Source organism: Vibrio sp. ABH4_348, from assembly GCF_056159765.1.
Genome location: NZ_JBSWVW010000001.1, coordinates 114,617 through 138,538 on the forward strand (window position 1 = coordinate 114,617; position 23,922 = coordinate 138,538).

The 23,922-nt window shown below is 45.6% G+C and carries 21 protein-coding genes and 1 riboswitch; of the genes, 8 read left to right on the plus strand and 13 right to left on the minus strand.

The window, feature by feature from the left end:
- Window positions 1-109 precede the first annotated feature (109 nt).
- The 7 genes from ACXAFJ_RS00585 to msrA form a co-directional block, all read right to left on the minus strand.
- The gene (locus tag ACXAFJ_RS00585) at window positions 110-607 is read right to left on the minus strand and encodes a DUF3299 domain-containing protein (protein ID WP_475320702.1); all 498 of its coding nucleotides are present in this window, start codon (window positions 605-607) and stop codon (window positions 110-112) included.
- 1 nt (window position 608) lies between these two features.
- Window positions 609-1,865 (minus strand): ABC transporter permease, encoded by a 1,257-nt coding sequence (locus tag ACXAFJ_RS00590; protein ID WP_475320703.1) that lies wholly within the window; start codon window positions 1,863-1,865, stop codon window positions 609-611.
- Entirely contained in the window at window positions 1,862-2,578 is a 717-nt protein-coding gene (locus ACXAFJ_RS00595; RefSeq protein WP_475320704.1) for an ABC transporter ATP-binding protein, read from the minus strand. The genes ACXAFJ_RS00590 and ACXAFJ_RS00595 overlap by 4 nt, the downstream gene beginning before the upstream one ends.
- A 79-nt stretch (window positions 2,579-2,657) precedes the next feature.
- Window positions 2,658-3,437, minus strand: a complete 780-nt coding sequence (zrgA, locus tag ACXAFJ_RS00600) for a zinc uptake protein ZrgA (protein WP_475320706.1) — start codon at window positions 3,435-3,437, stop codon at window positions 2,658-2,660.
- A 436-nt stretch (window positions 3,438-3,873) separates the two neighbouring features.
- Complete coding sequence (locus ACXAFJ_RS00605; protein ID WP_475320707.1) at window positions 3,874-4,422, minus strand: YtfJ family protein; 549 nt, start codon at window positions 4,420-4,422, stop codon at window positions 3,874-3,876.
- A 106-nt stretch (window positions 4,423-4,528) separates the two neighbouring features.
- The gene (locus ACXAFJ_RS00610; RefSeq protein WP_475320708.1) at window positions 4,529-5,083 is read right to left on the minus strand and encodes a YtfJ family protein; all 555 of its coding nucleotides are present in this window, start codon (window positions 5,081-5,083) and stop codon (window positions 4,529-4,531) included.
- A gap of 189 nt (window positions 5,084-5,272) precedes the next feature.
- Window positions 5,273-5,905 (minus strand): peptide-methionine (S)-S-oxide reductase MsrA, encoded by a 633-nt coding sequence (msrA, locus tag ACXAFJ_RS00615; RefSeq protein WP_475320710.1) that lies wholly within the window; start codon window positions 5,903-5,905, stop codon window positions 5,273-5,275.
- Between the two features lie 137 nt (window positions 5,906-6,042).
- Between msrA and tamA the strand changes: the two genes are divergently transcribed.
- Together tamA and tamB are read left to right on the plus strand one after the other, a co-directional pair.
- A complete protein-coding gene (gene tamA, locus ACXAFJ_RS00620; RefSeq protein WP_475320711.1) occupies window positions 6,043-7,761 on the plus strand; it encodes an autotransporter assembly complex protein TamA in 1,719 nt (572 codons plus the stop codon).
- Window positions 7,762-11,535, plus strand: a complete 3,774-nt coding sequence (tamB, locus tag ACXAFJ_RS00625; protein ID WP_475320713.1) for an autotransporter assembly complex protein TamB — start codon at window positions 7,762-7,764, stop codon at window positions 11,533-11,535.
- A 48-nt stretch (window positions 11,536-11,583) separates the two neighbouring features.
- Here tamB and ACXAFJ_RS00630 read toward each other — a convergent pair whose 3' ends face one another.
- The 3 genes from ACXAFJ_RS00630 to fbp all read right to left on the minus strand — a co-directional run bounded on the left by ACXAFJ_RS00630 (window position 11,584) and on the right by fbp (window position 14,131).
- A complete protein-coding gene (locus ACXAFJ_RS00630; RefSeq protein WP_475320714.1) occupies window positions 11,584-12,096 on the minus strand; it encodes a hypothetical protein in 513 nt (170 codons plus the stop codon).
- A gap of 352 nt (window positions 12,097-12,448) precedes the next feature.
- Complete coding sequence (gene ppa / locus ACXAFJ_RS00635) at window positions 12,449-12,976, minus strand: inorganic diphosphatase (RefSeq protein ID WP_475320716.1); 528 nt, start codon at window positions 12,974-12,976, stop codon at window positions 12,449-12,451.
- Window positions 12,977-13,114: 138 nt separating this feature from the next.
- Complete coding sequence (gene fbp / locus ACXAFJ_RS00640; RefSeq protein WP_475320717.1) at window positions 13,115-14,131, minus strand: class 1 fructose-bisphosphatase; 1,017 nt, start codon at window positions 14,129-14,131, stop codon at window positions 13,115-13,117.
- 288 nt (window positions 14,132-14,419) lie between these two features.
- Between fbp and mpl the strand changes: the two genes are divergently transcribed.
- From mpl to thiQ, 5 genes are all read left to right on the plus strand, one after another.
- Complete coding sequence (mpl, locus tag ACXAFJ_RS00645; protein ID WP_475320719.1) at window positions 14,420-15,796, plus strand: UDP-N-acetylmuramate:L-alanyl-gamma-D-glutamyl-meso-diaminopimelate ligase; 1,377 nt, start codon at window positions 14,420-14,422, stop codon at window positions 15,794-15,796.
- The gene (locus tag ACXAFJ_RS00650) at window positions 15,793-16,419 is read left to right on the plus strand and encodes a flavin prenyltransferase UbiX (protein ID WP_475320720.1); all 627 of its coding nucleotides are present in this window, start codon (window positions 15,793-15,795) and stop codon (window positions 16,417-16,419) included. The genes mpl and ACXAFJ_RS00650 overlap by 4 nt, the downstream gene beginning before the upstream one ends.
- Before the next feature lie 36 nt (window positions 16,420-16,455).
- Window positions 16,456-16,566: riboswitch (TPP riboswitch) on the plus strand.
- Window positions 16,567-16,613: 47 nt separating this feature from the next.
- Window positions 16,614-17,600, plus strand: coding sequence for a thiamine ABC transporter substrate binding subunit (gene thiB, locus ACXAFJ_RS00655; RefSeq protein WP_475320722.1), 987 nt, complete (start codon window positions 16,614-16,616; stop codon window positions 17,598-17,600).
- 15 nt (window positions 17,601-17,615) lie between these two features.
- Window positions 17,616-19,244 carry a thiamine/thiamine pyrophosphate ABC transporter permease gene (gene thiP / locus ACXAFJ_RS00660; RefSeq protein ID WP_475320724.1) on the plus strand — a complete coding sequence of 543 codons (1,629 nt, stop codon included), beginning with the start codon at window positions 17,616-17,618 and terminating at the stop codon, window positions 19,242-19,244.
- A gap of 4 nt (window positions 19,245-19,248) precedes the next feature.
- Window positions 19,249-19,977 (plus strand): thiamine ABC transporter ATP-binding protein, encoded by a 729-nt coding sequence (thiQ, locus tag ACXAFJ_RS00665; protein WP_475320725.1) that lies wholly within the window; start codon window positions 19,249-19,251, stop codon window positions 19,975-19,977.
- A gap of 3 nt (window positions 19,978-19,980) precedes the next feature.
- Here thiQ and yjgA read toward each other — a convergent pair whose 3' ends face one another.
- Complete coding sequence (yjgA, locus tag ACXAFJ_RS00670) at window positions 19,981-20,502, minus strand: ribosome biogenesis factor YjgA (RefSeq protein WP_475320726.1); 522 nt, start codon at window positions 20,500-20,502, stop codon at window positions 19,981-19,983.
- Window positions 20,503-20,618: 116 nt separating this feature from the next.
- Here yjgA and pmbA point away from each other — a divergent pair, with 116 nt between their 5' ends.
- Complete coding sequence (pmbA, locus tag ACXAFJ_RS00675; RefSeq protein WP_475320728.1) at window positions 20,619-21,962, plus strand: metalloprotease PmbA; 1,344 nt, start codon at window positions 20,619-20,621, stop codon at window positions 21,960-21,962.
- A gap of 103 nt (window positions 21,963-22,065) precedes the next feature.
- On the opposite strand, the gene mgtE is transcribed toward pmbA, so the two are convergent.
- Entirely contained in the window at window positions 22,066-23,421 is a 1,356-nt protein-coding gene (gene mgtE / locus ACXAFJ_RS00680; RefSeq protein WP_475320729.1) for a magnesium transporter, read from the minus strand.
- 204 nt (window positions 23,422-23,625) lie between these two features.
- Window positions 23,626-23,904 carry an HPr family phosphocarrier protein gene (locus ACXAFJ_RS00685; protein ID WP_475320730.1) on the minus strand — a complete coding sequence of 93 codons (279 nt, stop codon included), beginning with the start codon at window positions 23,902-23,904 and terminating at the stop codon, window positions 23,626-23,628.
- Between the last annotated feature and the right edge of the window lie 18 nt (window positions 23,905-23,922).

Here is a 23,922-nt window from a genome sequence, read left to right on the forward strand (position 1 = left end):
CGCTCTTGCTGCTAGCGTATGTAGGTGTGTTGCTGTACCTATCTAACTATATAAACTAATAATAAACACAAAAAAACGCCCTGATTAGGACGTTTGTTTTTGTGTTTGTTTACATGTCATCGTAAGGCTCGATTCTCAGCCCTTCTATCACGTATCCCGTTTCAGCCAAGTCTAAACTCACGGTTTCTGTTTCTAGTCTTCCGATCACATAGATCACATCCCACAGCTCCTGTATCGGTGCGCCTTGTGGAAAACGAACGTAAATAATTTGATTTGGCGGTGGCGGCGGCACATGAATACACGCCCCAAAATAGGGTACCAGCAAAAATTCGGTAATGGTGTCTTCGTCACCTTCAAGTGGTACTACAAAGCCCGGAATTTTAACCACACTGCCGGCGAGTTCTTTGCGTACTGTACCGACTTTAGATTGCAGAACTGCTTCACCATTGTGGTCTATTTCAATCGATGGCATACCGACCGAGTCAAACATTTCTCGCTCAGACTCAGGAATCAGGTCTATCCATTCTAACTTCAATACGTCACTGGCATTAACGGTCGAGATGCTGAACAGCGTGAATAAAAACGTCAACCACGCAGTTTTTATCATGTTAGATCCTTATGGTCATTCCATCACTCAGCGATTGTTTGTATGCACGGATCGCTGGTATCAATCCGATCATTATGCCAGCGGTTTGCACAAAACCAAGCAATATCCACTCATGCTGACTGAGTAGTGAAAGCTCAAGAATGATACCGTATTGGTTCTGAATGATAGGAGCGAGTCCAGCCATGAGTAAATACAGACCAGCTATACCAGCGGCGATACCACAAAGTGTTAACGCGCTTGCTTCGAGAATAAGTAATGAGAAGACGTGTCTGGGTCTCGCGCCCATGGCTCTCAAAATAGCCATTTCACGACGACGTTCTTGCAAGCTGGTAAGTAAGCTACTCAACATGCCAAGTAGTCCTGCCCCGACAACAAAACCTGAGACTGCCATCAGTGCTTTTTCGGCAATAGACATCATTCCCCAAAGCTCGTGAAGTGCGACACCGGGCAAGATGGCACTTAACGGTTCATCTCGATAAGTATTGATTTCTCTTTGCAGAGCAAACGTGTGTAGTCGCGATTTTAAGCCAAGTAACACAGCAGTTATTTGCTTGGGTTGGAATTCTTGTTGCAGGAGCCATTCGGCGGGTGGTGTATTGGCGAGTTTCGCACCTGACTCCCAACCAACGTGAATGGCTTCAATTGCTTGTAGCGAAACGTGGACCGATTTATCTACAGGAGTTCCGGTAGGAGCGAGTATTCCTACTACCTTGAAAGGCAAATTGTCATGACGACTAAAAGCAACGTCGCTGATGCCATGAGCAATAATGATTTCAGAGCCAATCTCGTAGCCGAGTTCTTTCGCCACATCTGCACCTATCACGGTTTCAAATAGTCCTGCGAAAGCATTTCCCTGTTTGAATGATAGCGATTGCTTTTGCCCAAACTGGTAATGTTCAAAGTAATCAAGTGTGGTGCCTATCACTCGGAACCCTCGGTGAGAATCGCCTAGTGATATGGGAATTGACCACTTGACCGAGCGATGCTCTTTAATATCGAGATAGCTTTGCCAATCAATATTGTTAGTGGCGTTGCCAATGCGAAAGACGGAATAGAGCAATAAGTTTACGGATCCTGAGCGACCACCAACGATTAAGTCGGTACCTGAAATGGTATTGGCAAAGCTACTTTTGGCTTGTGTTCTGATGCGTTCTACACCGAGCAAAAGCACAACCGAAATTGCGACCGTTAAAATGGTTAAAATAGCACTGGTTTTGCGGTTGGCGACTGAGCGCCATGCCAAATGAAATGTGGTCATAGTGTTACCTCATTTCTATTGTCTAATCCTGACTCACTGAGCGTATTGAGGTCTAATTTGCGCTGAAAATGAGTGGCGAGTGTCGGATCGTGGCTGACAAATATCAAAGTCGAATTGGTTTTATTTACTTGCTCCAGCAATACCTGGATAAACGCATTGCGATTTTCGTAATCTAATGCAGAGGTAGGTTCGTCAGCGATAATGATAGGTGGAGCGCCGATAAGCGCACGGGCCGCCGCCACACGCTGCTGCTGACCAATACTTAGCTCAGTGATTGGGGAGGTATGCAGTTCTTTCGCAAGGTTAAGCTCGAGCAATAAGCGCGTTGCTTCGTTATCTAGAGTGTCAGTCAGTTTTGATAGACGAGCGTTGGAAAATCGACATGAGAGTTTTACGTTGTCGAGTACATTAAGATAAGGCAGTAGATTAAATTGTTGGAAAATATAGCCGATATTGTCCGCACGAAACTTGTCTCTTTGGTGAGCCTTCAATTCAGCCAAATTTTGTCCCAATATCGTGACGCTACCTTGAGTCGCCATGTTGATGCCAGTCAGCAAACTCAACAAGGTAGATTTACCACTGCCACTCGGACCTTTCAAAAAGAGGTGCTCGCCTGCGTTAAGGCTAAATGACAGATCTCGTAAGGTATCGGTTTGTTGTCGTGGCCAACAAAAATGAACATTTTGCAATTCAACTACTTGTGAAGAGCTCATACAAGAACCTCAGATTATTTTAATCTGCAATGCCGCCGGAGGTCCGGCGGCAGCAACTGATCTGGTTACATCTCAGAAACTAGAATTTGACGGACGCTGAACCAGCTTTCAAATCCTTAGTACCCGATTTGTTATCTGTCAGATAATTTAACGTGATGCGCTCAGTTGAACTGAATGATGTAAACCAACTGGTCGAGAAAGAGTCAAGTTTTTCCATGTGGTGACAGTGGTATTGGTATTGCGCTGTGAATTCACCATGGCTACCGTGGTCATGGTCATGGTCATGGTCATGGTCATGGTCATGGCCGTGCTTGTGGTCATCATGTTTGTGATCGTCATGATGATCGTGCTTGTGGTCATCATGTTTGTGATCGTCATGATGGTCGTGCTTGTGGTCATCGTGTTTGTGATCGTCATGATGGTCGTGCATGTGATCATCGTGTTTGTGATCGTCATGATGGTCGTGCTTGTGGTCATCATGTTTATGATCGCCATGATCATGCTCACTCATCACTTTTAGAGAAGCGTCCAATGTATTGGTCACCTCAACTGCGTCTAAATGACATTCTGCGGCTTCGGTAAATGCAATCAGGTTAGTCGCGTCAGCGAGTTTTTTGTTACCCGCCATGATTTCTTGCTTTTGTGAGTCGTTTTCAGGAGCGTGTTCAAAGCCAACCACATCTGAACCCGGTGCCGTTATTTCGACCAAAATATGCTTACCATCTTGAGCAAGGTTAAATTCAACTACGCCATGAGTATGAGCGTCATGCTGACGATGATTGCGACCTTCACCTGCCAAAACAGAATGAGCCAAAATTGAAGTAGAAGCACACGCAAGTGCAATGATTGTTTTTTTCATGGGAATTCCTAGTTCACTAATAATTTAAAAAAGTTTGGGGTAATGGTTATTAACGGACTTGGTGGAGAGCGTGAGCGAGTGCTTACTGTATTGCTCGACTTTATCGAAGTAGAGAGCTCAGAGTGATGGATAAATTGCGCCCAAACACTTGTTGTTATGGACGACTCAGATGATAAACCATGCGCTAGCGAGGTTAACAACTCACATTGATGATTGTGATGTTCAGGTGACTCAACACTATGCGCGCTAGCGGAGTAAGCGATGGCAATGACCAGTAGTATGAGAGGTAGTACGGAATAGGTTTTTGGAACATTCATCACTACAGTACGAACCGATCAAAGAAAACGAGTAATGTTATACTATAACACTACCCGTGTTGGCAAAGTCTGGATTTTTTCCAGCTATAACGGGACGTTATTTTGCGTAATGCCAATGACTAAAAGTAACTTCTAACCAGTTCAAGTACCTTAGTAATTTCTTCAGAATTTAGCGCACCAGTTTTTACAAATTGAACATTACCCTTCGCGTCTAGAACCACAATAGTTGAAGATTTTTCCAATAGATCCCAGTTTTCGGCAACGACTCCAGTTTCGTCTAACACGATCGAAGACCATGGAAATTCTATTTTACTGTCTTCAGCCGAAGACTTTACAAATCCAGACGTACCCCAAATAGCATCATCTTGATTAATAATTGTTGTGGTTTGGTATTTTTCTGCCGGAAATTGAGATTGAGTAATAGCAGACATCAAATCGGCATTTTGCTCTTTTGCGCTACTTCTACCCGCAATGGCTTGAATAACGCGAACTTTACCTACCACTTGATTGGTGTCCCAATTTTGATACGAGGTTTTTTGTCCTTCCAACAGAATCTCACCGTGTTCGCTCACCTCAGTTGGCGGTAGAGGCTGGCCCACTTGTAAATTGTGAGCTGATAGTGAAGAACTTAAAGTTAAAAGGAATAATAATGGCGTGATTTTGAGCATCTTGATTGGATTCTTGTGGATTGAAGCTCAAGTATGGCGTGTAGATAAAAAATGATCCATCCGACACGCCCCATCATCTAGTAGCGATTCCAATATCAAAGGCGTTTTAGATGAGTTCTCGAATTAGATTTAGCACTGTGGTGATTTGTTGATCGTTTAAAGGGCCTTGATGGGCAAATCTGACGGTTCCCGATTTATCTGTCACTATGATCATTGATGAGCGCTGATCGAGTTCCCATGTTTCGGTCACTAAACCATCACTGTCTAAGATGATGGCTTCCCAAGGGTAGGCAACTTTGTTTTCCTCGACAATGGATTTGATAATGCCTCGAGTACCAAACATGGCATCGTCTAGATCGACAATTGTCGTTGATTGATAGTGTTGTTGATCAAAGCCGATTTCATCGATCGCTTGAATCAAAGAGGTATTCATTTCATCAGCTTCTGATCGGCCAGCCATGGCATGAATCAGACGTACTTTTCCAGGAACTAAATCGGTATGCCAGGCTTGATAGCGAATGTCTTTGCCTTCGGAATGCAGTTCACCAGGCTCTTCAATCTTCACTTGTGGGAGCGGCTGCCCCACCTCGAGTTTATGGGCAAAACACGTCGTGCTCATAATGAGAGTCGTGGCTATTAAATACAGTGTAAGTGGGCGCATGGTTTCCTCCTTGAAGTGTAATACTCACACATGGGCATGTGTAAGATTAACAATTCAAGATTCAGGGGGTTGTGACCAAATTATGCGCGTTTGTGACTATGCTGGTGCCAGATTGTGACCGGATTAGACAAAGACAGAAACAAAAATCAGGCGGCGAGTGCCACCTGATAAGAGGTTAGTTGACTTAAATCAACCTTGAAGGCTTGGTGGAAAACAAACTCCGGTTCCACCTAGACCGCAGTATCCGTTGGGGTTTTTGGCCAAGTATTGCTGGTGGTAAGTTTCGGCAAAGTAGTAAGTTTGGTTGCTACCAATTTCGGTTGTGATTGGTTTGTTAGCGCCAAGCAATGCTTGGTATGCGGCCTTGGTTTGCTCTACGATCGCTGCTTGCTCCGGGTGACTGGTATAAATAGCAGAGCGGTATTGAGTACCTTGGTCGTTACCTTGACGCATGCCTTGAGTTGGATCGTGATTTTCCCAAAAGTACGTGAGCAGCGATTCGAGGGAAATGATCTCAGTATCAAATACCACTCTTACCACTTCGGTGTGTCCAGTTTGGCCCGAGCAGACCTCTTCATAGGTTGGGTTTAGAGTATAACCACCAGCGTAGCCAACTGATGTACTTACAACGCCATCAAGTTTCCAAAACAAACGTTCTGCTCCCCAGAAACATCCCATACCAATCAAGATCTCTTGTTGCGTATTGACTGGAGCAGCTGTAATTGAAGACCCGTTTACAAAATGACGATCTTCAATTTGCATCGCTTGCTCGCGTCCCGGCAAAGCTTGTTCAGCGGTAATCATGGTTTTTTTATCTAGCATGTGAGTTCCTGAATCGACGAATACTGAGATTTGACAGTTTTTTTAACACTTTGAAGGCTCGGCGCGTTATTCTAGCTCAATCTGTATTGGCTAAATGCCTCAGCCCTAACCATTGTTTGTACGTTGTCATATTTAACATGATCAGAACCTCAATACTATCTGCAACCACACTATTCGTTTCGATTGGCGTTACTAGCCATATTCAGGCAACTGAGCTTGAACTGGTGGGGTTAGAAGCTGATCTACTAACCAATGTTAACGCACATTTAACTTCGATAGCGAAAGACGACTATTCAACTTCATTGCGTTTTCAAGCCAGATTGGAAAGCCATATTCAGCAAGCGCTAAATGCCTTAGGTTATTATCATGCTGATGTGGACTTTGTGGTCGATAAAGAACAAGACAAGTTAGTGGGAGAAATATCACCGGGCCCCGCAACTGTGTTATCCGAGGTGGATATTCGTCTCATAGGAGAGGCTGAGCAAGATCCGGATTTTCAAAATTTGGTTGCCAATAGCGGGTTGCAAGCGGGTTTTACCTTAAATCATTCCACTTACGAAAATTTGAAGTCAGCGATTTCCAGTTTAGCGCTAAAGAAAGGGTATTTTTCTGGGCGCTTTACCCTTTCTCGACTCGAGGTGATTCCTGCGCTAAAACAAGCCAATATCAAGTTGCATTTTGAAAGCGGTATCCGCCACCAGTTTGGTGAGCTAAAGATTGAAAACAGCCAAATTGATCACGATAAAATTTATTCTTTGGCACCATTTTCGGAAGGTGACGATTACCAAGTCGCCAAAATAGCCGAATTTAATCAGAATTTATCTCAAACTGGTTGGTTCTCATCGGTGTTGGTTGAACCTGATTTGTCCTTAACCGCGACCCAACGAGCTTTACCCATCAATGTGAGCTTGGCACCTCAAGCTCGGAATCAGTTTGAAACCGGTATTGGTTTTTCTACCGATGTGGGCCCGAGAGGCACGTTGGCATGGAAAAAACCGTGGTACAACTCTCGTGGTCACAGCATTGAGAGTCGGTTTGAAATCTCCAAACCAGAGCAAGTCATCAGTGCCAGTTATAAGATCCCATTGGAAGACGTGTTGCGCGAGTTTTATCAAGTCCAATATGGAATGAAAAAAGTCGATAATCGCGATACCGAAAGCTTAGAGTCTAATTTATCGGTAGAACGCCATTGGTTGGCAGAAACGGGTTGGCAACGAACTCTATATACTCGGTACCTGATTGAAAACTATGAGCAAGGTATCCAAGAAGACAGCGCGCAGTTTTTACTACCTGGTGCAACCGTTAGTCGTACCCGTACTCGCGGCGGGGCTATGCCAAATTGGGGTGACAAATTATCGCTCACGATGGAATATGGTAACGAGTCTGTCGTATCTGAAACCGATGTCTTACGAGTAATAGGCGGTGCTTCTTGGATTCGAAGCTTGAATTCAAACCATAGAGGACTGGTTCGCCTAGATGGCGCGGCCAATGTCACCGATGAGTTCAGTAAGCTCTCTCCCTCCCTGCGTTTTTTCGCGGGTGGTGATAATACAATACGAGGGTACAACTATGAATCGATTGCTCCAACTGACAGCAGTGGGGCGTTGACTGGGGGTAAGTATCTCGCCACGGCATCGGCAGAATATCAATATCGGGTAACCGGTAACTGGTGGTTAGCGACCTTTTACGACTATGGCGATGCATTTAATCGCGATCCTGAGTTCAAACGAGGTACAGGGGTTGGCGTGCGTTGGCAATCTCCCGTTGGCCCCATCAGATTAGACTTTGCATGGGGCTTAGATGCCACTAAAGGCAATGAATTTCAGATCCACTTTACCTTGGGGCCAGAGCTTTAGATGTTAAAAAAAGCGGTAAAGATCCTATTTTCGAGCTTATTGGCTATCGCGATCACTGCTGTAGTGGCGCTTGTTGTCCTGTTGTATACACCTGTAGGAGTCAATCTCGTTCACGCTCAACTGTCTAACTACGTGCCTAATCTTTCAATAGGCAGAGCGGAAGGGGCGCTGTTTAAACGAGTTCAGCTGCATGATTTCTCTTTTCGCGATGAGCAACAGGGAGTAGATGTTTCATTAGAGCAGTTCAATTTCGCACTAAATCCTGCGTGTTTTACCGAGCCCTCGATTTGTATCTATCAAGTTCATCTGCAGGGCTTAACTGCTGAAATTAATCTCAAGGAAACGGAGTCATCTGAAACTACTACTTCTGAAGTTGATGGACAATCGGATTCTCCCGTTAACATCACCACGCCCGTTGCCATTAAAATCAACGAATTTTCTGTTGATGACGCCAATATCCTATTTCAAGATCAGCAAATTAAGTGGGAGAAACTCACTACGTCACTGTCTTTTCAAGGAAACCGCTTACACATACGAGATGTTGATTGGCTCTCGCCTCACATCAAATTGGCGGAATCGCATATACCGCCAGAGCCTTCGTCGCTAAATGAAGACAGCACACAAACCGCGGTTCAACCTATATCATTACCAGAGATCCACTTGCCTATTCAGTTACGGGTTGACCGTTTTGCAGTACAAGACTTTCAGTTAGCCGAGCAGCCCGATGCCAGTATTGAGCGTTTAGAGCTGACGCTGATGGCCGCGAAACAAAAAATAAACATCTCAAAGCTAGAACTCAATGGACCAGCCGCAAGTGCAAACTTGCAAGCTGAAATCGCACTGAAGGGTGAGTATCCACTTGAGCTCTCTGTGAAAGGTGAGGTTTATAAGGCGCCGATCACCGGACAAAAATTTGCACTCCAAGCTTCTGGCTCATTGGCTAAATTGAATTTAGTGGCATCCCTCGAACAAGTTTTGACGTCAACAATCCGCGCTCAATTACGCCCGTTGCAGTTGCCGGTTCAATTTGATGTGTCACTTTCGCAAACTCAGCTGTTTTGGCCATTGGAGGGCGAGCCTCAACATAAACTCAACGTCGCCACCTTGAATCTAAAGGGTGACCAACATCAGTTTGCGTTAAGAACCAAGGGCACTGTGAATTCTGAACTGGCTCCAGAAACGGATTTTTTTGTCTCTGGACAAGGCTCACTATTTGACTTTGACGCTAGTGCATTTGAATTGGCAACACTGGGTGGTGAATTGTCCGGCACAGCGTCGGTTGATTGGCGTTCGGGGTTGAAATGGGATGCTAAGTTGAATTTGGCAAGTATTCAACCGGGATTGTTCTGGCCACAAGCTGAGGGAGAGATTAGTGGTGCTCTGTCTACCTCTGGCACGATAACTGAAGATCAAACATGGGCAGTTGAGCTGTCTAGCTTGGATATAGAGGGTATTCTGCGAGAGTACCCTCTCAATTTGAACGGCACCTTATCTGCCAAAGGGCATCAAGACGGCAGCGAGCTAGTGGTTGAAACTCAAGGTTTGCAACTGGCGCACGGTGACAATCAAATCGAGGTGATTGGGAATGCTCGTCAAAACTTGGACCTGACCGTTTCGATACAAGTTCCAGATCTTTCCCATTCTTTACCGGGTAGTACTGGTGAGATTACGGGTGAGGTTCAGGTGACCGGAACGCAATCTGATCCTAAAGTCGCATTAGATCTCGGCGTCAAGCGTTTAGCTTGGCAAGAGTTGCTCTCGGTTCACTCAGGATCGTTAAAGGGAACGTTAGAACCTTTGGGCGAACTCAGTGCAGATCTCAAGTTAAGGCTCACAGGCATACAAAACGAACAACAAAAGATTGATAGTGTATTGATGGCGTTGCGAGGAAGCGAAGCTAAGCATAGCGCCAACTTTAACCTTCAGTCCCCCTTAGCGCAGTTAGCCACCGAACTGTCTGGGGAGTTAAAACGAGCAGATGATCTAACATGGCACGGTCATCTAAATAATACTGTTTTAACTACAGAACAAGGAACTTGGTCGCTTGTCGATAAACTGGGTGTCTCATTTGCTTCACCGAACAATCAACTGCGCGTATCGACGCACTGCTGGCGTCAAGCCGACTCCAGTTTGTGTTTGAACAAACCCATTACAACAGGCGACAAGATTGAAGCTGACGTCAGTTTAACTAACTTCGCGTTTGCTCAAATTGCTCAGTACATACCTGAGCAGTTGGCGATTCAAGGGGCGGCGAACATCGATAGCCAAGTAACTTGGCAGGCAGAGTCGCCCTTGAGCGCAAATTTAGATTTGGAATTGAGCCCCGGGTCGCTCACCTCTAGTGCTGGCGCGGCACCTGTGACACTTAATTGGCAGTCCATAACAGCCTCGACCAATCTACAGAATAATGAACTTAGCGCCGAAGCTTATCTGGATGTGATTGATAATGGCGATATCAAAGCTGCGCTTAAAATTCCCGATGTCACAACCGAAAACAAGCAACTTGACGCGCATTTGCAAACCGAAGATATCCATTTAGGTTTTTTAGCTCCCTTGCTCAATGAATACAGTGAGCTGGCGTCTTTGCTGAACTTGAATGTCAAGCTATCTGGCAGTGTTGACCATCCAAAAGTCACTGGTGACTTGGTGGCAAAAGATATTCAAGTGAAAGGCGAAATAACGCCCATTGATATTGACTCCGGTGAGATCGCGATTGAATTTACTGGCTATAAGGCGAGCCTCGATGCCAACATTCAAACACCAGACGGTTTATTAGAAGTGGATGGCAAAGCCGATTGGCAAGACATCAATAACTGGCGAACCACAGCGAGAGTTTTTGCCGAAGAGCTGCAAGTTAAAATGCCGCCACTAGTCAAAATGAAGGTGGTACCAGATATGTCAATTGATGTGGTACCGGGAACGGCAACTATAGCTGGGGACATCTCTTTGCCTTGGGGCAGAATTGTGGTTGAAGAACTTCCTGAATCAGCAGTGAAAGTGTCTCGTGATCAGGTGATTCTAGATGAAACCTTAACGCCAGTTGCGGAACAAGCGCCTATTCCATTTGACGTACAAACTAATGTGAATATCAATATTGGCGACGACTTTAAAGTCTTTGCGTTTGGTTTAGAAGGTGATCTGCGCGGTAAGCTCAATGTTGCTCGGCGCGATCAAGCGCCGTTCGTAACCGGTGAGGTCAATATCGTAAATGGAGAATATCGTTCATTTGGTCAAGACTTGCTGATCAAAGACGGTAAAGTCTTGATGAATGGTCCTGTGGACCAGCCTTTTGTGGATATTAAAGCCATTCGCAATCCAGACAATACTCAAGATGGTGTGATTGCTGGGGTTGCAGTCACTGGACTTGCCGACGATCCACAAATGACTATCTTCTCTGAACCAGCGATGCCACAGGCCAATGCCTTGTCGTATCTACTGCGCGGCCAAAACTTAGATGCATCATCAAAAGGTGGCGGTATGACCACCGCGCTAATTGGATTGAGCCTAGCAAAAAGCGGTAAGTTGGTGGGGCAACTTGGTGAGGCATTTGGTGTGCAAGATCTAAAATTGGATACGGCTGGCTCAGGCGATAGCTCGCAGGTGACAGTGAGTGGTTATGTGATGCCTGGTTTACAGGTGAAGTATGGCGTCGGCATTTTCGATTCTGTTGGTGAGTTCACGGTGCGTTATCAGTTAATGCAAGATCTGTATATTCAAGCCGTATCTGGTTTAGATAGCGCGGTTGATCTTCTGTACCACTTTGAGATCGAGTAGGCCCTTACCTAATGACCTACTCAATCTGTTGTTTGTATTTGAACAAGTCTAGTTTGGATTAAATGGTAAAGATGAATGATGCAAGTTGATCTTCAACTCTCCACTTTCATCTTTGATGTATCCAAATGAATATTCGACTTTGACTTCTTCACCCGTTGTTTTGGTAAAAAAGTAATTACCCATCGCCATGGCATAGTTGCCGTTAGTAATGATGCCCTCGTTCTCCCAGCGCACCTTTGTATATGGCGCTAAAGCAAACCCTTTGTCTTCTTTTAAATCCTGCCCAATAAAGTAAGACAATGCCTCACTTTTGGTTCCGCGAAATTGATCAACAGACGCTAAGGTAGGCTTGAACAAAACAGGACTTTGGCCGAATGCATAAAACTGCTCCAAGTGTTTAATCGCTTCTTCTCTTGGTGTGTCAGAGCGGCCAATTTTTACGATTCCCTCTCCCCAGCCAATTTGAGCCTCTACGACCTCTTCCTTGGAAATTGCGTCAGCATGGGTATTAAAAGCGCTCAACATAACTAGTGATGCACAAAGTGGTGCGAGTTTTTTCATGATGGTCTCCCAATCGATTCAGTGAATTTTGGATGAACAACCAGGCCACATTAATGAAAAACCTATCAATCCGTGTGCCACAGAACCTTATCAATCCAATATCTGCTGTAAATTATGAGATGGCGATTAATACCAATACTCGTGTTGTGTGTCGGCCTAACTCATACTTTTGTGTGTAACTTCTTTCATTACTGAGGGGCAAAAGTCACAGAAATTTGTTGTAGGGGGTAGGTGTTGGAAGAATGTGAAGTCGAGGCTCTATTGAGAAATAGAGTATTTGGGTTAGGCAGTAGGCAGTCAACAGACAATAAAAAAGCCAGCTTGCGCTGGCTTTTTCAAATAGTTTCAGAAATTACTTCTGAGCACGCTCGTAAGAGCTTAGGATTTCTTGACGTGCTGCTTCAACATCAGCCCAACCGTCAACTTTAACCCACTTGCCTGACTCAAGTTCTTTGTAACGCTCAAAGAAGTGAGTGATCTGTGCTTTTAGTAGCTCAGGCAGGTCGTTCACATCTTGTATGTGATCGTACTCTTTGGTTAGCTTAGTGTGAGGTACAGCGACAACTTTTGCGTCTTCACCAGACTCGTCAGTCATTTTTAGTACGCCGACTGGACGACAGCGGATTACTGAACCCGGTGCTAGAGGGTGTGGGGTTGGAACCAACACATCTACTGGGTCGCCATCAAGAGACAAAGTGTGATTTACGTAACCGTAGTTACATGGGTAGAACATAGGAGCAGACATGAAGCGGTCTACAAACACAGCACCAGAGTCTTTGTCTACTTCGTATTTGATTGGATCTGCATTCGCAGGAATTTCGATCACAACATAGATATCATCTGGAAGTGACTTACCTGCAGGTACATTGTTTAAGCTCATCAATGGGTCCTTTATAGAATAGGGCGTAAATTTCAACCGCAAACTTTAGCGGCAAAGGTACACCCCTGTAAACTGGCATTTGGTCTAATTCTCGCAAAAATCCGCAATTCCTTACTGAAATTGCAATGCAATTGCTATTTATGGAGCTTCTCCATAAATTTCCAAATGCTCTTCTACCTTATTCACCATACTTTCGGAGCCAACAAAAAACGGTACTCGTTGATGAAGCTCGGTGGGTTTTAGATCCATGATTCGATTTACACCGTCTGATGCTAAGCCGCCAGCTTGTTCAATCAGAAATGCCATTGGATTGCATTCGTACAATAGGCGCAGCTTTCCTTGCGGGTGGCTTTGTGTACTCGGGTATAAGTAGATGCCACCTTTAAGCAAATTGCGGTGAAAGTCGGCTACTAGTGAACCAATATAACGCGAGGTATAGGGACGACCGTCTTCAGGAACGTTCTCTTGGCAGTATTTAATGTATTTCTTCACACCTTGAGGAAAACGAACGTAGTTGCCTTCGTTAATGGAGTAGATTTTTCCATTTTTAGGAATTGTCATATTTTCATGAGAGAGAATGAAGGTGCCGAGAGAAGGATCGTAAGTGAAGCCGTTGACGCCTTTGCCTGTGGTGTACACCAACATCGTTGACGAACCATAGATAACATAGCCTGCCGCGACTTGCTGATGACCAGGTTGCAGAAAATCTTCTTCGGTTGCCGGTGTGCCGATGGGAGAAACGCGGCGGTAGATGGAGAAAATAGTGCCGACCGAAACGTTAACATCAATATTGGAGGAACCATCAAGAGGATCCATTAAAACCACGTATTTGGCGTTTTTATTCAGTTCTTTATTGAAAGCGACCGCTTCGTCTTCTTCTTCACTGGCTACTCCACATACTTGATCTCGAGCTTCCAGTGCAGCCTTAAACTTGTCATTGGCATAAACGTCGAGCTTTTGTTGTTCTTCGCCTTGAACGTTTTCAGTACCGACTGCGCCAGTAATATCGGCTAGACCTGCTTTATTGATTTCTCGGTTTACAATTTTCGCGGCTAGCCGAATTGAAGAGAGTAATGACGATAAGTCGCCACTGGCATGAGGGAAATCGGTTTGTTTTTCTACAATGAATTCGCCTAATGTGCGCATTCCAGACATGTCGAGTATTTCCTATGGATTAATTGGCTTCAAATAGTAGTTGTAGTTTTGGAAGATTGGCTTTTACCAAGCTCTGTCAGAAGTTTAGGTGCAGAATCTTTTTAATGGTACTGAAGTAACTGTTTGGTATCGCATTTTTCACTTATGAATTACAGTGTATTGCATCATCGGGGAAATGGCGTTTTTGTTGTGAAAATGAGGTCTTGTGAGCAATGCATGAAGACAAGTCTCGCATTCATAACACTGGCGCGCATAATGAACGTCATGACATAAAAAATAGGTTGGAATATGCATATTCATATCTTGGGGATCTGCGGTACTTTTATGGGAGGCGCAGCCATTTTAGCAAGGCAACTCGGTCATAAAGTGACGGGTAGCGATAGCAATGTCTATCCACCGATGAGTACATTGTTGGAATCTCAAGATATTGAAATTATAGAAGGTTTTGATGTTTCGCAATTGAGCCCAGAACCCGATCTTGTGGTTGTTGGCAATGCGATGAGCCGCGGCAACCCTTGTGTGGAATACGTTCTTAATCACAACCTTAATTACACATCTGGGCCGCAATGGTTACACGATTTTCTACTAAAAGATCGCTGGGTGTTGGCGGTCTCAGGAACCCATGGCAAAACCACCACATCCAGTATGTTAGCGTGGATTTTACAAGACTGCGGTTACCAACCCGGGTTTTTAGTCGGCGGGGTTCTCGGTAACTTCGGCGTGTCTGCGCAATTGGGTGATGGTGTATTTTTTGTAGTCGAAGCGGACGAATATGACAGTGCTTTTTTCGACAAACGTTCTAAGTTTGTTCACTACCATCCCAAGACCTTAGTCATTAACAACTTAGAGTTCGATCATGCAGACATTTTCGATGATCTTGAAGCTATCAAGCGTCAGTTCCATCATTTGGTTCGCACGGTGCCTGGTATTGGCAAAGTGTTGATCCCGGCACAAGATTCCGCGGTTTTAGATGTAATTCAACGTGGTTGTTGGAGCGAAATAGAAACGGCAAGTAATGGGTTGGATGATTCCTCCAATTGGCGAACGGAAAAATTAGCAGCCGATGGTTCAAGTTTTTCAGTTTATTTACAGGGTAAGCATGTCGGGGATGTCACTTGGGATTTGATTGGTGATCACAATGTAAGCAATGCGCTTATGGCGATCGCGGCGGCACGCCATGTTGGAGTTGAGCCGAAATACGCCTGCCAATCCCTTCAGACATTTGTTAATACCAAGCGCAGGTTAGAGCTGAAAGGCAGAGTTTCTGGTGTCAGTATTTACGATGATTTTGCTCATCACCCCACAGCCATTGAACTGACCTTGTCAGGTTTGCGTAACAAGGTCGGTAAACAAAGAATAATTGCCGTGCTAGAACCTCGCAGTGCGACAATGAAGCGCGGTGTCCACAATGATAAGCTGGCAGCCAGTTTGTCGAAAGCTGATGTGGTATTCTTGTTTCAACCTGACAATATTGATTGGACCCTCGATCCTATTGCTAAGGCGTGTCGTCAAAAGGCGAGTGTTCACTCCACCACTCAAACCCTTCTCGATGCGCTGTTACATGAAATAGCAGCGGGTGATCACGTGGTAATCATGAGCAACGGCGGCTTTGGTGGAATACACAACAAACTGCTTGCCGCGTTGCAGCACTTAGAGCAAGTATGAGCACATATAACGAACCCATTACCTTAGCCTTCACCGGCGCGTCTGGTGCCCCTTATGGCCTTCGACTACTTGAGCAATTGTTGGCAGCCAATCATCAGGTCTATCTGCTGATTTCCTCCGCCGCCCGTGTCGTTATGGCGACAGAGCATGGTTTGAAACTGCCAAGTAGTCCTGAAAAAACGCAGCAAATACTGGCTGAGCGTTATCAAGCCCAACCCGGACAGCTGGTGGTAAGTGGTAAAGAAGATTGGTTCTCTCCCGTTGCATCTGGTTCGGCGGCACCGAGAAAAATGGTTGTATGCCCATGCTCAGCGGGAAGCCTAGCGGCGATTGCTAATGGCATGTCAGACAATCTTATTGAACGTGCAGCGGATGTGGTTTTAAAAGAACGTGGGCAACTGTTATTGGTCGTGCGAGAAACGCCATTTTCGACCCTTCACCTTGAGAATATGCACAAGCTCTCTCAGCTAGGGGTCACTATTATGCCTGCGGCACCGGGTTTTTATCACAATCCGAAGACCATTGATGATCTTGTTGACTTTATGGTGGCTAGAATTCTTGACCACTTGCGCGTTGAGCAACAACTGGTACCTCGCTGGGGGTATGACCAGCGCGCGCAGTAATACTACTCAAAATGACATTGGGCAGTTACAATTACTGCTAACTCAACGGGGAGCGATTTGCTGAGATTGGAATGGATGAAAAATCATTCCAGAACCCGCTGACCTGAACCAGATAATACTGGCGTAGGGATTGAGACTTTCGAAAATAGCGTTTTCAGCCTCACCTATGCCTCCAAATACTTGGAGTGATTCTTGTGAAATATTCTTTGTTAACCGCCGCCATGCTAATGAGTGGCTCAGTTTTTGCCGCTACCCCGAGTCTGAATGTATACACCTACAGCTCGTTCACGTCTGATTGGGGACCAGGTCCGGAAATTGAAAAGCGATTCGAAGCGCAGTGCGATTGTGATTTGAACTTTGTTGCGTTAGATGATGGCGTCTCTATCCTGAATCGCCTGAAGCTGGAAGGTAAATCGACCAAAGCAGACGTGGTTCTTGGACTTGATGACAACTTAATGGCCGAAGCGTTGGAAACAGGCTTACTTGCCAACCATCAAGTGGATACCAGCAAAGTGACTTTGCCGGGCGGCTGGAAGGATGAAGTGTTTGTACCGTTTGACTACGGCTATTTCGCCTTTGTCTACAACACCGAAACCGTCACCAACCCACCAAAGAGCTTGAAGGAGCTGGTAGAGCAGCGTGATGACCTTAAAGTTATCTACCAAGATCCTCGGACTTCCGTTCCGGGACAAGGGTTGATGTTGTGGATGAAGAGTGTTTATGGCGACAAGGCGGGTAAAGCTTGGCAGCAACTCGCCCAAAAGACAGTAACGGTGACCAAAGGTTGGTCAGAGGCGTATTCTCTGTTTTTGAAAGGCGAATCTGATCTGGTTCTGTCTTACACTACATCTCCTGCTTATCATCTCATTGCCGAGGAAGACTCAAGATATGCCAGCGCTGACTTTGCTGAAGGTCATTACACTCAAGTTGAAGTTGCGGCTAAGGTAGCAAGCTCCAATCAACAAACTTTGGCGGATGAGTTTTTGCAATTTGTCGTCAGCGACGATTTCCAATCGGTTATCCCAACAGGAAACTGGATGTATCCAGTCACGGGGATTGAATTACCTCAAGGCTTTGAAACTCTGAATGTACCAGAAAAAGCACTGCGTTTTACGCCGGAAGAAATTGCCGAAAATCGTCAAGCTTGGATTCGCGAGTGGCGCAGCGCAGCCGCGAAGTAATTGATTCGAGGATCAGTGGGTATTTTGCTACGCGGAACACCTAAAATTGGAATAGGGGTCGCGATGCTTATCGCGGCCTTTATTTTTGCCAGTCTATTCAGTCTGCTGAACTATGCAGACGTTTCTGGTATTCGACTACTTTGGCAAGATAGCTATTATCTGAGAATCACCGTATTCAGCTTAAACCAAGCGATTTTGTCGACGATCCTGAGTATAGGACTGGCGATTCCACTCGCCGGTGCTTTGGCTCGCCGTCAATTTTTGGGTAAAGCGTTACTACTCAAACTCTTTAGCATGACGTTAGTTATGCCCGTGTTGGTGGGTGTGTTTGGCCTGTTGGCTTTGTATGGTAACAACGGGATTGTGCTCAATTGGGTGAAGGCACTGTTTCCTGATGTGGAGTACTCAATTTATGGTCTAAATGGTATTTTGCTTGCCCATGTGTTTTTCAACCTGCCGTATGCCGCAAGCTTGTTAACCAAAACGCTAACTCATGTACCCACTGAACAAAACTTGCTTTCCGCACACTTGGGGTTTTCCCCGTGGTATAAATTCAAACTGGTAGATTGGCCGCGTATTCGACAATCGCTGCCTAACATCGCGGGTTTAGTCTTTATGCTGTGTTTCACCAGCTTCGCTGCCGTAATGGCTTTAGGCGGAGGCCCCGGCGCCACAACGATTGAATTAGCGGTATTTCAAGCCATTAAGTTTGATTTTGATCTGACGATGGGGGCGGTGTTAGCCATATGGCAGATGCTATTGTGCGTGGTTTTTATTCTCGCTATTCGTCTTTTCTCTAGTCAAAAACGTTTTACCTACAGCCAATCAGATCAACGGAACGGACCAGTACTTGGCGTCAAACCCTATGTCGATTCACGGAGCACTCGTTGTCTCGACACTGTCATTATTTTTTGTTCAGTGTTGTTTGTCGTACCGCCTTTAGTTTGGACCTTGAGTGAAGGCATCAATGATAAAACTCTACAGGTGTTGCTCGACCCGTTATTTATTCGTGCTTTAGTCACGTCATTGGGGATTGCGATCGGGGCTGCTTCATTGGCTTTGCTGATGTCATTCTCAATCCTGATGACCTCGAGACATTGGCGTTTTTATGCAAACAATAAAAAAGCAGATGGCATAGAGCTGATTGGTAGCATCATTTTGGTAACACCGGGTCTAGTGATTAGCACAGGTGCTTTTCTGGTGTTGCGAAATTTAGGCTTGGTTTTTGAATGGGCGTGGGGCATTGTTTTAGTCGTCAATGCTTTGATGGCTTTACCGTATGCCATAAAAACGCTTGGTCAGCCTATGTATCAAGTCGAGCAGCAATATCACCAACTGAGTAGAAGTCTAAATTTGAGGGGCTGGAATCGGATAATACTGGTCGATTGGCCTGTGTTAGCCAGTGCGATTACTCATACCGGTGCAATTTGCTTCATGATGGCTCTGGGAGATTTAAGCGCCATCGCGTTGTTCGGTAGCCAAGAACTGATGACATTGCCTTGGCTATTGTTTCAATGGATGGGAAGTTATCGAATGAATGAAGCGGCCGTGGTCGCCACCGTATTATTACTACTGAGCTTTCTGTGTTTTTCAGGTGCCAATGGCTTAAAACACACTCGTTCTGTGACTGGTCGCAAGGGATAAAGTATTGAATATCGAGCAGCTAACTTATCGCTATCAACAAGAAACCTTTTGTTTTGATACTCAAATCGAGCAGGGAAAGCTGGTCTCGATCTTGGGTAACAGCGGGGCAGGGAAGTCGACATTTTTTGCGTTACTAGGTGGCTTCTTGTCGCCAACTCATGGCGATTTTACGTTTGATGGCAAGTCATTGTTATCTCTACAACCTCATCAACGACCGTTTTCCATTTTGTTTCAAGAACACAATTTGTTTGATCACCTGACGGTCAAAGACAATGTTGGATTGGGTATAAGCCCTAAGTTGAAGCTGAGTTCCAGTGAATGGGCTGAAGTAGCACTTGCCGCGCAGCAGGTTGGCTTGGGGGATTTGATGGAGCGTTTGCCAACTGAACTATCCGGTGGTCAGAAGCAGCGAGCCGCGCTGGCGCGATGTTTAGTTCAAAGAAAACCAGTATGGCTGATGGACGAACCGTTTTCAGCTCTGGATCCTGTATTGAGAAATGAAATGCTAAGCCTAGTCGCTAAACTGGCAAAGGAACATGGTGTCACTGTATTGATGATTACTCATTTTGTCCAAGATGCACTAGCAATCACAGATGAATTCCGCTTCATTGAGCAGGGCAAAATACTCGCGTCAGGTGCGATTGAGTCACTTACAGAAGATCACAGTAATCCGACGGTGGCTCAATTTGTGAAAGCGGGCAACCGTCGAACTGTCGAACCATCGAACTGTTGAAAGCTAGGCTTCGCTGAGCTCTCTCAAATATTGAAAGATCTCGCGATAAGCTTTGGCTGGTTTGTTGGCTTTTTTCTCTTTGGCCGCTTGTCTAGCCAGTTGACGAAGACGCTGTCGGTCTGCCTCAGGGTATTCTTCAAGCACATCGTTAATTGCTGCATCACCTTGATCGACAATCTTGTCGCGCAACGCTTCTAACTTGTGAAGATGGGCCGTAGCCTGTGAGTGTTTGTTACGAATCTTGTCCAAAGCGGCTTGGATTGGTTCGTGGTCAACGCTACGCATTAATTTACCAATGTACTGAAGCTGGCGACGCTTTGCTTCATTTTTGAAACGCTGAGCGTCTTTGATTGCATCGTAAAGATCTTCATCAAGTGGAATCTTTTCCAACACACCTGGCTTAAGTGCCACTAACTCTTCACCGATTTTTTGCAACTCTTCCATGTCGCGTTTCATTTCGGTTTTACTGACCCAAATGATTTCTTCTTCAGGCTCCCAAGGAGCCTTTTGATTCTTACGAGCCATTTGTTTTAGCCTGATCACTGTGTTTCATTGAATTTTCCGCATTTTAACAAGAATCGTGGGGAGATGGCGAAAATCTTGTTATCCTAATTCTATACATTCTAGGTGATGAAATAGATATGGACGTAAAACAACAAGTCAAAGAGCAAACGGTGCAGCTTGAAAATGCCGTTGCCAAAGCGCTTGAGTTGGCAAATAGCAAATCGCAAGCCGCTGAAGTCGCGATTACTAAGTCTACTGGTTTGAGTGTATCAAGCCGCAACTGTGAAGTGGAAAACGTTGAGTTTAACAGCGACGGAGCACTCGGAATTACCGTTTACCGAAACGGTAAAAAAGGTAGCGCATCGACATCAGATTTAAGTGATTTGGCGATTCAGAAAACGGTTGAAGCCGCGTTAGACATTGCTAACTATACGTCCGAAGACCCTTATGCTGGCCCGGCTCCAAAAGAGCTGATGGTTCAGGACATTCCAGATCTCGACCTATTTCATCCCGATGTACCTGATCCAGACAAAGCGGCGCAATACGCCATTGAGGCTGAACAAACTGCATTGGCTTACAGTGATAAGATCAAACAAAGTGATGGCGCGAGCTATGACAGCCACTATGGTGTCAAAGTGTACGGAAACAGTCATGGCTTGTTAGCGAGTTATGCGTCAAGTCGACACAGCTTGAGCTGCAGTGTTATTGGCTTAGGTGAGAATGGCGAAATGGAGCGCGATTACAGCTACACCCTCGCTCGCCATAAAGACGCACTGTGGACACCGGCTTCTGTGGGCACTAAAGCGGCTGAAAAAGCGGTGAAGCGCTTAGATGCACGTAAAGTCAATACTGGCCAATACCCAGTGATGTTCCTTGCCGATGTGGCAACAGGTTTAGTGGGGCATCTCGTAATGGCGATTAGTGGCGGTAATCTGTACCGAAAGTCGACATTTTTGCTTGATCACCTAGGCAAACAAATTACCCCAGAATGGTTCAACATCAATGAAGATCCACATGTTAAACGCGGCTTGGCCTCTTCGCCATTCGACAGTGAAGGTGTGGCAACACAAGCTCGTCAGATTGTTGATGATGGGGTATTGGCGACCTATCTACTGACCAGCTATTCGGCGCGTAAATTGGATATGACACCAACGGGTCACGCTGGTGGCATTCACAATTGGTTTGTGCAATCGACAGGTGAAGATTTTGAACAGATGCTACAAAAGCTTGGTACTGGTGTACTTGTGACGGAGTTGATGGGGCAAGGGGTCAATATGGTCACTGGTGATTACTCACGCGGTGCGGCGGGCTTCTGGGTTGAGAATGGACAAATTCAGTACCCGATTTCTGAATTCACTATCGCAGGTAACTTGAAAGATATGTTCGCCAATATGGTTGCCGTTGGATCAGATGTTGAGCTGCGCTCGCAAATTCAGACTGGTTCTATTCTACTTGAGTCCATGAAAGTGGCCGGCGAATAACTTATTTGGCCATCACGAAAAAGATCTAAACAAAAAAATGCTTGGTTTTGACCAAGCATTTTTTATTGAAGTAGTTATTTCCACTATGCCCCAACTGATTTATCTAGATTAGCAGCGTAGCCAAGCCAAGAAAGACAAATAATCCCACCACGTCGGTAATCGTGGTTAGTGCCATACCCCCGGCTAATGCGGGGTCTATTTTCATTCTTTTCAACAGAATTGGAATACTTACACCAGCAATACCCGCAACAATAAGATTGGTTAGCATTGCGCCGGAAATGATCCCACCAAGTAACCAATTGTCCTTCCAAAGCACAACGATGCCACCAATGATCAAAGACCAAAGCAAGCCATTGAGTAAGCCGATGGCGGCTTCTTTTAGTAACAATTCCCTTTTGTTGGCGTCGCCGATATGACCGAGCGCTAAACCTCGAATCACCAGAGCGACGGTCTGGTTACCGGCAACTCCCCCCATAGAGGGGACTATGGTCATCAAAATCGCAATCGCCGCCATTTGCTCTAGAGTATCTTCAAACATGTTAGAAACGGAGGCTGCCGCTAAGGCGGCGAGAACATTTGCACCGAGCCAAACTGAGCGACGACGTGCAGATTTCACCACGGGTGCGAAGGTATCTTCTTCGTCATCTAGACCAGCCATACTCATCATGGAGTGTTCCGCGTCTTCGCGGATTACGTCGACCACATCATCGATAGTAATACGGCCGAGTAGAACTTGGTCTTCATCGATTACGGGGGCCGATACCCAGTTTCGGCGCTCAAACAGGCTAGCGACATCGGAAGCACTCATCAATACGTCGATCGCGTCGTCTGTGGCATCCATAATGTCGCTCACGGTCACATCAGGTTGTGTGGTAAGCAAAGTGGTAATAGGTAACTCGCCTATCAAGGTGCTATTTTGGTCGACCACATAAATGGCATCGGTGGCGTCGGGCAGTTCGCCCTTCATTCGCAGATAACGCAAGACCACATCAATATCGACATCACCACGTATCGTGATAACGTCAGTATTCATTAAGCTACCTGCAGTGTCCTCATCATAAGAGAGTGCACGTTCGACTCGTTGCCTATCTGCGACGTCCATTTGACCAAGGATTTCTTGCGAGACGTCATCGGGAAGGCTGCGCAGAACGTAGGCAACGTCATCGGTTTCCATCCCTTCGGTGGCCTCGGCCAGAACTTCGGTCGACATCTTAGAGACAAAATCATCTTTAATGTCTTCGCTCAATTCATCGAGGATTTCACCGTAATCACCGGGGTCGGTTAACTGCCATAGAACTTCACGACTTTTTCGTGGCGACGCTTCCAATAGCACCGCAATGTCCTCAGGTTCCATGTCTTGCAATTGACGACGAACGTGGACAAAGCGACCATTCTCTAACGCGGTTGAAACTTCCAGTAGGGCTTGGTGAGCCTGATCAAATTCAATTTGCTCTGCCACTGTTGTCTCCTATTGTCAGCGTGAAATGGGGATATTTGTTCGATGCTGTAATCTAATTTTACATTTTAAAAAATAGCTGGCTAGCCAGAGGAATTGGAAACGGGTGAGAAAACAGTAAAAAGTCGAAAAATCTAAAACAACCAGCGTTTTAAGCTGTTGGATAAAGGGGGTAAAAAGAAAGAGATTAATTTGATTTCGACAAAACTATTCATCTTCATCAAACTTGCCTTCTATTAACGCACAAACGGAGCTGAGTGCATCATCTGCTTGAGAGCCTTCAGCTAGAATAGTGACCTCTTCACCTTGTGCCGATTCCAGCATCAGCAACCCCATTACGCTGTCTGCCGTCGCTTGTTTACCTTCGGGGTTTTCTACCGTGAGTATTGCATCGTATGACTGTGCGAGTTCCACCAGTTTGACTGCGGCGCGCGCGTGCAAACCTAATCGATTTTGAATGAGAACAGTTCGTCTAATTGCGGCCATGACTTATCCTTGTCACTG

Bases quoted from the DNA above. Each gene is read 5' to 3' on its own strand.
- ACXAFJ_RS00585 (WP_475320702.1), bottom strand. From the start codon at position 607: ATGATAAAAACTGCGTGGTTGACGTTTTTATTCACGCTGTTCAGCATC.
- ACXAFJ_RS00590 (WP_475320703.1), bottom strand. From the start codon at position 1,865: ATGACCACATTTCATTTGGCATGGCGCTCAGTCGCCAACCGCAAAACC.
- ACXAFJ_RS00595 (WP_475320704.1), bottom strand. From the start codon at position 2,578: ATGAGCTCTTCACAAGTAGTTGAATTGCAAAATGTTCATTTTTGTTGG.
- zrgA (WP_475320706.1), bottom strand. From the start codon at position 3,437: ATGAAAAAAACAATCATTGCACTTGCGTGTGCTTCTACTTCAATTTTG.
- ACXAFJ_RS00605 (WP_475320707.1), bottom strand. From the start codon at position 4,422: ATGCTCAAAATCACGCCATTATTATTCCTTTTAACTTTAAGTTCTTCA.
- ACXAFJ_RS00610 (WP_475320708.1), bottom strand. From the start codon at position 5,083: ATGCGCCCACTTACACTGTATTTAATAGCCACGACTCTCATTATGAGC.
- msrA (WP_475320710.1), bottom strand. From the start codon at position 5,905: ATGCTAGATAAAAAAACCATGATTACCGCTGAACAAGCTTTGCCGGGA.
- tamA (WP_475320711.1), top strand. From the start codon at position 6,043: ATGATCAGAACCTCAATACTATCTGCAACCACACTATTCGTTTCGATT.
- tamB (WP_475320713.1), top strand. From the start codon at position 7,762: ATGTTAAAAAAAGCGGTAAAGATCCTATTTTCGAGCTTATTGGCTATC.
- ACXAFJ_RS00630 (WP_475320714.1), bottom strand. From the start codon at position 12,096: ATGAAAAAACTCGCACCACTTTGTGCATCACTAGTTATGTTGAGCGCT.
- ppa (WP_475320716.1), bottom strand. From the start codon at position 12,976: ATGAGCTTAAACAATGTACCTGCAGGTAAGTCACTTCCAGATGATATC.
- fbp (WP_475320717.1), bottom strand. From the start codon at position 14,131: ATGTCTGGAATGCGCACATTAGGCGAATTCATTGTAGAAAAACAAACC.
- mpl (WP_475320719.1), top strand. From the start codon at position 14,420: ATGCATATTCATATCTTGGGGATCTGCGGTACTTTTATGGGAGGCGCA.
- ACXAFJ_RS00650 (WP_475320720.1), top strand. From the start codon at position 15,793: ATGAGCACATATAACGAACCCATTACCTTAGCCTTCACCGGCGCGTCT.
- yjgA (WP_475320726.1), bottom strand. From the start codon at position 20,502: ATGGCTCGTAAGAATCAAAAGGCTCCTTGGGAGCCTGAAGAAGAAATC.
- pmbA (WP_475320728.1), top strand. From the start codon at position 20,619: ATGGACGTAAAACAACAAGTCAAAGAGCAAACGGTGCAGCTTGAAAAT.
- ACXAFJ_RS00685 (WP_475320730.1), bottom strand. From the start codon at position 23,904: ATGGCCGCAATTAGACGAACTGTTCTCATTCAAAATCGATTAGGTTTG.